Raw genomic sequence first — 7,777 nt, forward strand, 5'->3', positions numbered from 1 at the left:
GTGCTGGTCGCGCGCGGCTCCTATCACGGCGCCGTGCCGTGGTGCACGCCTTCGCTCGCCGGCGTCACGGCCGAGGACCGCGCCCATATCATCCATTTCGACTACAATGACGTTGCCAGCCTCGAGGCAGCCGTCGAGCAGGCCGGCAGCGATCTTGCCGCCGTCGTCGTCACCGCTTTCCGCCACGATATCGCCCGCGACCAGGAACTGCCGACCGCCGCCTTCGCCAGACGGGCGCGCGAGCTCACCACCGCCGCCGACGCGGCGCTGATCGTCGATGATGTCAGGGCCGGCTTCCGCATCGATCTCGCCGGCAGCTGGGAACCGCTCGGCGTACGGCCGGACCTGTCCGCTTTCTCGAAGGCGATCGCCAATGGCTATCCGCTTGCCGCGATCACCGGCACCGACCGGTTTCGCGAAGCCGCGACCAAGGTCTATGTGACGGGGTCGTTCTGGTATGGCGCCGTCGCCATGGCCGCCGCGATCGCCACCATCAACACGCTGCGCGATACCGACGCGATTGCCCGCATGACCGAAGCCGGCGATAGGCTGCGCTCAGGCCTCGATGCGGCAGCGAAGAAGCATGGCCTGTCGCTTCGCCAGACCGGCCCGGTGTCGATGCCGATGGTGCTCTTCGACGGCGATGCCGAATTCAAAAAGGCCGACGCCTTCTGCTCGGCGGCCTTGCGCGAAGGCGCCTATTTCCACCCCCGGCACAACATGTTCCTGAGTGCCGCGCATACCGCAAAAGACATAGATCTCGCCCTGCAGGCTGCCGATGCCGGCATGGCCGCAGCGGCGCAGGTGGCGTGACCAGCGCCGATGTGGTGGGAAGGAACAAATCGCTCAGCCGACGGCCGACACCAGGCGGCCGTTCTGCGCCGCGCGGCGCAGTTCCTCCGGCGTGACCGCACCGTCGTTCAGCCGTTCGAGAACCTTGACCAACAGGCGTCCGCCTTCGATCATGTCCTGCTGAATGCCCTTGCGCACGCCGTTCTCGTCACGCGCCCGCAGCGCGTCGAGAATGTCGAGGTGCCGGTGGCGGCCGTCGTAGGTCGGCCTGGCGTGCGGGTATTGATAGTTCACCAGTGGTCCGTTGCGCAGCCAGATGCCCTCGATGATGGCCAGCAACTCCGGCATTTGCGCCGCCTGGTAGATCGAGTGATGGAATTCCCAATTGTCGCGGACGGCTTCGAACCAATGGCCATTGTCCTCGTTGGCAATCAGCCTGTCATGCACCTCGGCCAGACGGTCGATCTCCCGTGGCTCGATGCGCGTTGTTGCCGCCGCCCCCGCCATGCCTTCGAGATGCAGCCGGATGCTGCGCAGTTCCAGATATTGGGCCAGCGACAGCTGGGCGACGGTGATCGAACGGCCAGCCTCCATCTCCAGGCCTTTTTCGCGCACCAGCTGCATCAGCGCCTCGCGCACTGGCGTCTCAGACACCTGAAGGCTGGCCGCGAGGTCGCGGATCTTGAAGCGATGGCCCGGCCAGAAACGGCCTTCCATCATGGCGCGGCGAAGCTCCTCGTAGACGCGCGTCGTCAGATTGTCGCGCGCGATCGGCGCGATAGAAGCAGTCACATCCGCTCTCCGTTCTTGCAGTGGCGCAGGCGTCGCCTGCGTCGCGTGGGCTGTGTATATGATACCACGAATGGCCTGACCACCGACATGAGACAGGCAACTGCGAGACGGGCAGCCATGGTGCAGACGGACATGAGACGGGGCGCATGACCGCGACGCCTTCACTCCTGTTCGGCGCCATAGCCGACGATCTGACCGGCGGCACCGAGCTGGCGTCGATGCTGGTGGCGCGCGGCATTCCAACGGGATGCACGGTCGGACTGAGTGCGCCGATCCCACCAGGCAATCTTGCCCATGTGATCCTGCTCAAGACACGCGTCATCGCGGCCAGCGATGCGGTGCGCCAGGTTCTGGCGGCGGCGGACCGGCTGCTTGAAGCTGGTGCCCGGCAGATCTTCTTCAAATATTGCGCCACTTTCGATTCGACGCCTGCCGGCAACATCGGTCCTTGCGCCGAGGCGCTGCTCGAGCGCCTCGGCGGCGGCGTCACGCTGTTCACTCCGGCGCTGTGTGAGACCGGCCGCACCGTCTATCAGGGACACATGTTCGGCGGCGCCCAATTGCTGGGTGAATCGCCCAAGCGCTTCGATCCGCTGACGCCGATGACCGATTCCAATCTGGTTCGCGTGCTGCAGGCGCAGAGCAAGGGCAAGGTCGGGCTGGTGCCCTATCTCGTCGTCGATGCCGGGGCGGAGGCCATCCGCAACGCCATACGAGAGCACAGCGCGGGCGGCGAGACGCTGCTGGTCACCGACACGATCCGCGAGCGCGACCTGGTTGCGATCGCGGAAGCGACCTTCGACCTGCCGCTGATGACCGGCAATTCCTCGGTCGCCGCGCATCTGCCACCGGCCTGGCTCACGCATGGGCTGCTGAATTCAGTCGATCTCGTTACCGCCAGCCTGCCGGCCATAAACGGCCCAGCGGCGGTGCTGGCCGGCAGCGTTGCCGACCGCACCATCGAACAGCTCGAACGCTTTGCGCAAAACAATCCACTGCTGACGATCGATCTGGCCAGCGCCTTCGCCGGCGCCGATGTAGTGGCCGAAGCGCGTGCCTTCGCCCAGCGGCATTTGCCCGGCACGATGATCGCCATTGCCACGACGGCGCCGCAAGCGACGGTCGAAGCGCTGCAGCAGGCGCATGGCCGCAACGCGGTGGCGGCAAAGGCGGAAGAGATGCTGGCCGGGATTGCACACATTCTTGTGCTCGAACTCGGTGTGCGGCGGCTGGTCGTCGCCGGCGGCGAGACCGCCGGTTCGGTGGTCAAGGCGCTCGGCATCGACCGCATCGCCATGGGTGCCTATGAGGGGCCGGGACTGTCGCGTGCCACTGCCCACCTCCCCGGCCTGCCATCCGAGCCGCTGGCGCTGATGTTGAAATCGGGGAAGCTCGGCGGCCCGGATATTTTCGCCGACGTCCTGCAAGACATGACACGGGCGACCACCGCCGCGCCGGCGATCAATATATGGCCACCGGCAAAACCTGTCATGCGGCCAACCACAGGAAAAGGCATCGTGATGGACACCGAGACTGCACGCGCCAGCCTGATCACCGCGACGCAGACGCTGGACGCCAGCGGGATGAATGTCGGCACCACCGGCAACATCAGCGTGCGGACGACAAGCGGCATGATGATCACGCCGACGGGAATAGCTACAAGCGCGCTTCGGCCGGAGCAGATGGTGCCGATGCAACTCGATGGCAGCTGGGAGGGAGCGTTCCGGCCGTCGAGCGAATGGGAAATGCACGCCGAGATCTACAAGGCTTTCCCCGAGGCCGGTGCCGTCGTGCATGCCCATCCCGATCATTGCGTGGCGCTATCGTGCCTGCGCGAGGGACTGCCGCTGTTCCATTACATGGTCGCGGGTTTCGGTGGCGATGATGTGCGCTGTTCGGACTATGCGCTGTTCGCGTCAAGCGAACTGGCCAAGGTTGCCGTCGCAGCGCTCAAGGACAGGTCGGCCTGCCTGCTCGCCAATCATGGCATGGTCGCTTTCGGCGGCGATCTCGACACGGCGCTCGTCCGCACCATCAAGCTCGAGACCTTGGCGCGGCAATACCTTTTGGCGCGCAGCGCCGGCACACCGGCGATCATCGAGGGCACCGAGCTTGCCGCCATTCGCGGGCGGTACAAGAATTACGGCCAGCAGAAGTAGCTGGCCGAGCAATTCCGGGAACGGCTCTTCGCGCTCTTGAAGTGAAGAACCACTCAGTCGACCCGCAAATGCGAGACGAGGACTGCCACGTTCCGTGGAAAATCAGGCGAGGACAGGCTCGGCGGTCGGCGTATAGACGCCGACAGCCCCGGAGCCGATCAGTTGGTCGATGGTCTCGGCGCTGTAGCCGAGCACGTCGGCCAGCACGGCAGCTGTGTCCTGGCCCAGCATCGGCGGCGCGGTAAAGTCGGCGGTCAGCTGCGCGGCAAGTCCCTGTGCCGGGCGCACCATGGCGACGGAGCCGAGATGCGGATGCGGCAAGGTCTGGACGAGGCCACGCTCACGCACATTGGGACTGTCGAAGACTTCCGGTATCGATTTTACGGTGCCGGCCGGCACGCTGGCGGCGGCGCAGGTTGCCATCCAGTGGTCGCGTGGCTTGGTCTTGAAGGCAGCCGCCAATTCGGGGATCAAAGCCTCGCGGTTGGTGGCACGCGCGCCTGCCTTGATGAAGCGCGCATCCCCAGCCAGATGTGGCAGATCAAGGACCTTCTCGCACAGCGCCGCGAACTGGCGGTCATTGCCGACGGCCAGCGCGAAGCCGCCATCGGAGGCCTCGAATATCTGATAGGGGACAACCGTCGGATGCGCATTGCCGTAGCGGGCGACCTCGCGGCCGGTGTTGAGATAACCGCTGCCGACATTGATCAGCAGGCTGAGCGCGCAGTCGATCAGCGACAGGTCGAGGAACTGGCCCTTGCCGGTCGTCGCGCGCTCGTAAAGCGCTGCCAGGATCGACTGCGTCGCGACCATGCCGCAGACGATGTCGGTGATGGCGACGCCGACACGCATCGGCTCGCCATTGCTCTCGCCAGTGATGGCCATCAGGCCGCTTTCGGCCTGCATGACGAAATCATAGCCGGGCCGTCCGGCATCGGGCCCGGTCTGGCCGTAGCCGGAGATCGAGCAGTAGATCAGCCGCGGGTTTGACGCGCTGAGTTCCTTGAAGCCGACGCCGAGGCGCTCGGCGGTGCCGGAGCGGAAATTCTCGACGACGATGTCGGCCTTCGCCGCCAGCTTGCGCACGATCGACAGCCCCTGCGGACTCTTCATGTCGAGCGCGATGCTTTGCTTGCCGCGATTGGCGCAGAGATAGTAGGTCGAGACACCCTTGTAGCTCGGCACCGACCACGCCCTGGTGTCGTCGCCACCGTCGATGTTCTCGATCTTCCAGACCTCGGCGCCGAGATCGGCAAGGCTCATCGTTGCCCATGGACCGGCGAGCACGCGGGAAAGATCGAGAACCTTGATGCCTTCGAGCGGCAGGCGCGCGGGTCCTGCCGTACCGGCATTCTCGGAATGGTCCTCAGTCACGATCAAAATTCCTTCGCGGATGAATTCGGCAGGCCAATCACACAGTCTTGAACGTGTTGACCGGCTCCGGAAAATGACAGGCGACGCGATGCGAACCGCCAGCCGGATCGAGCGGTGGTTCGACGGCAGCGCAGATCGCCTGCGCCTTGAAGCAGCGCGTGCGGAAGCGGCAGCCGGATGGTGGGTTGAGCGGGCTCGGCACGTCACCGGTCAGTACGATGCGCTCGCGCTTGCGCTCCTTCTCGGGATTGGCGAGCGGCACCGCCGACAGCAGCGCCTGCGTGTAGGGATGCAGCGCCCTCGAATAGAGTTCGGCCGCGGGTGCGATCTCTACGATCTTGCCGAGATACATCACCGCGACCTGGTGCGAGATGTGGCGCACGACCGAAAGATCATGTGCGATGAACAGATAGGATGTGCCGAAAGACTGCTGGATATCCCTGAGCAAATTGAGCACGCCAGCCTGCACCGAAACATCGAGCGCCGAAACCGGTTCGTCGAGGATCACCACTTGCGGGTTGAGCGCTAGCGCGCGGGCGATGACCACGCGCTGGCGCTGGCCGCCGGACAGTTCATGCGGATAGCGCTTGCCGTGATCGGGATTGAGCCGCACGAGTTCGAGCAATTCGGCGACGCGCGCCCGGCGGTCGGCCGCCGACATGTCGCTCATGCGCAAAGGCTCGGCGATGTTGTCGGCGATGCGCATGCGCGGATGCAGCGACCCGTACGGATCCTGGAAGACCAGCTGGATGTAGCGCCGCATCAGGCGCATGTCTTCGTGGTTGAGGGCGAGCAGGTTCTGGCCACGGAACCAGCTTTCGCCGCTGGTCGGCTCGATCAGCCGCATCAGGCAGCGTCCGAGGGTCGACTTGCCGCAACCGGATTCGCCGACGAGGCCCAGCGTTCGCCCGGCGCCAAGTCAAAGGACACATCGGCCACCGCACGCACATGGGCAACCGCGCGGTCGAAGACGAGGCCGCCGCGAACCGGAAAATCCTTGACAAGATGGCGTACGGAAAGCGCTGCCGCCGGCTTGGTTTCGACTTGAATTTGCTCCACTGCGCTCATGGGGCCATGCTTCCACTGTCCAGTTCTGCCGCCGCCAGCGCAGCACTATGGAAGGGCGGCAAGGTCGTCGCGAAATGGCAGGCCGAGAAGCGGCCGCCTATGTCGTGCAAAGGCGGATCCTCGGTCCTGCAGCGTGCCTCGGCATAGATGCAGCGCGGATGGAAGGCGCAGCCGCCCGGCAAGCGCCCAAGTGCGGGTGGCGAGCCATCGATCGAAAACAGCCGCTCGCGGCTTTCCTCGAGATTGGGGATCGAGGCAATGAGGCCGCGCGTATAAGGATGGCGCGGGTCGGCGAACAGCTCGGACACGCCAGCCTGTTCGACGACGCGGCCGGAATAGACGACCGCGACGCGGTCGGCATGACCGGCGACAACGCCGAGATCATGGGTAATCAGCACCAGGCCAAGGCCGAGCCGCTCCTGCAACGAACGCAGCACTGCCAAAATCTGCGCCTGCACCGTGACATCGAGCGCCGTGGTCGGTTCGTCGGCGATTAGCAAATCGGGATCGTTGGCGACGGCCATGGCGATGACCGCGCGCTGGCGCATGCCGCCGGAGAATTCGTGTGGATACTGGTTGACCCGGCGTTCGGGCTGCGGGATCGCCACCAGATGGAGCAATTCCACCGCGCGCGCCATGGCCTGCTTGCGGGTGACGCGCTGATGCAGCCTGACCGCCTCGGCGATCTGGGCGCCGACAGTCATCACCGGATTCAACGAGGACAGCGGGTCTTGGAAGATCATGGCGATGCGCGCGCCCCTGATCTTGCGCATTTCGCGTGACGATTTGCCGACCAGTTCGTCGCCGTTGAAGCGGACCGAACCGGTGACGACCGCGTTCTTCGACGTCAGGCCGAGCGCGGCGAGCATGCCGACGGACTTGCCCGAGCCGGACTCCCCGACAATGCCGACCACTTCGCCCTTGGCGAGGTCGAGGTCGATGCCGCGCACCGCTTCGAACTGATCGCCTGCCCGCCGGAAGCCTACCCGCAGGCCGCGTATGGACAGCAGCGGCTCACCTTTGCCCGCCTTGTCGACTGCACCCGGCGGCGCTGTAGATATCTGTGCGCTCATCGCTTAATCCGACCTTGGATCGAGAATGTCGCGCAAGCCGTCGCCGATGAAGTTGAAGCCGAGCACGATGGTGAGGATGGCGACGCCCGGACCGAAGGCGATCCACCATTGGTAGAAATGGACGGCGCCATCCGAGATCATCGACCCCCATTCGGGGGTCGGCGGCGTGGCGCCGAGTCCGATGAAGCTGAGCGACGCGGCAAGCAGCACGACCTGGCCAAGATCCATGGTCGCGCTGATCAGCACTGGGGTCCAGCAAAGCGGCAATATGTGCGTGAACAGCACGCGGCGCGGCCTGGCGCCGGCGGCGATCGCCGCCTCGACATGCTCACGCTCCTTCACCTCCAGCACCTGCGCCCGCATCAGCCGGGCATAGACCGGCCACCAGACCAGAACCATGGCGATGGCGGCATTGCCGAGGCCCGGCCCAAGCGACGCCGCGACGGCCATAGCCAGCAGCATCGGCGGGAAGGACAGAGTGACGTCGACAAGCCGCATGATCGCCGCACCGGTCAGCCC

At 65.3% G+C, this 7,777-nt stretch carries 6 protein-coding genes and 1 pseudogene; 2 read left to right on the forward strand and 5 right to left on the reverse strand.

Translation table 11 applies throughout. The features are described from left to right. The coding region (locus EN749_RS25385; RefSeq protein WP_128364197.1) for an aminotransferase class III-fold pyridoxal phosphate-dependent enzyme at positions 1–813 on the forward strand (813 nt) is incomplete at its 5' end. Between the two features lie 33 nt (positions 814–846). Here EN749_RS25385 and EN749_RS25390 read toward each other — a convergent pair. Beyond that, entirely contained in the window at positions 847–1,584 is a 738-nt protein-coding gene (locus EN749_RS25390; protein ID WP_127267755.1) for a GntR family transcriptional regulator, read from the reverse strand. 146 nt (positions 1,585–1,730) lie between these two features. On the opposite strand from EN749_RS25390, the gene otnK reads away from it, so the two are divergent. Continuing rightward, positions 1,731–3,743, forward strand: a complete 2,013-nt coding sequence (otnK, locus tag EN749_RS38265; protein ID WP_210214729.1) for a 3-oxo-tetronate kinase — start codon at positions 1,731–1,733, stop codon at positions 3,741–3,743. A gap of 102 nt (positions 3,744–3,845) precedes the next feature. Here the strand turns inward: otnK and EN749_RS25405 are convergent, their stop codons facing one another. From EN749_RS25405 to EN749_RS25420, 4 genes and pseudogenes are all read right to left on the reverse strand, one after another. Then, the gene (locus tag EN749_RS25405) at positions 3,846–5,117 is read right to left on the reverse strand and encodes a CaiB/BaiF CoA-transferase family protein (protein ID WP_128364198.1); all 1,272 of its coding nucleotides are present in this window, start codon (positions 5,115–5,117) and stop codon (positions 3,846–3,848) included. Positions 5,118–5,154: 37 nt separating this feature from the next. Then, a pseudogene (locus tag EN749_RS25410) lies at positions 5,155–6,185 on the reverse strand (dipeptide ABC transporter ATP-binding protein). Next, entirely contained in the window at positions 6,182–7,258 is a 1,077-nt protein-coding gene (locus EN749_RS25415) for an ABC transporter ATP-binding protein (protein WP_128364199.1), read from the reverse strand. Before EN749_RS25415 ends, EN749_RS25410 begins: the two are co-directional and overlap by 4 nt. A 3-nt stretch (positions 7,259–7,261) precedes the next feature. After that, positions 7,262–7,777, reverse strand: a 516-nt coding sequence (locus EN749_RS25420; RefSeq protein ID WP_145991001.1) for an ABC transporter permease, incomplete at its 5' end; no start/stop codon positions are given.

Source organism: Mesorhizobium sp. M7A.F.Ca.ET.027.02.1.1 (assembly GCF_004022985.1).
GTDB lineage: Bacteria > Pseudomonadota > Alphaproteobacteria > Rhizobiales > Rhizobiaceae > Mesorhizobium.

Excerpts from the sequence above, each read along its gene's own strand:
- otnK (WP_210214729.1), top strand. The coding sequence starts at position 1,731 with ATGACCGCGACGCCTTCACTCCTGTTCGGCGCCATAGCCGACGATCTG.
- EN749_RS25415 (WP_128364199.1), bottom strand. The coding sequence starts at position 7,258 with ATGAGCGCACAGATATCTACAGCGCCGCCGGGTGCAGTCGACAAGGCG.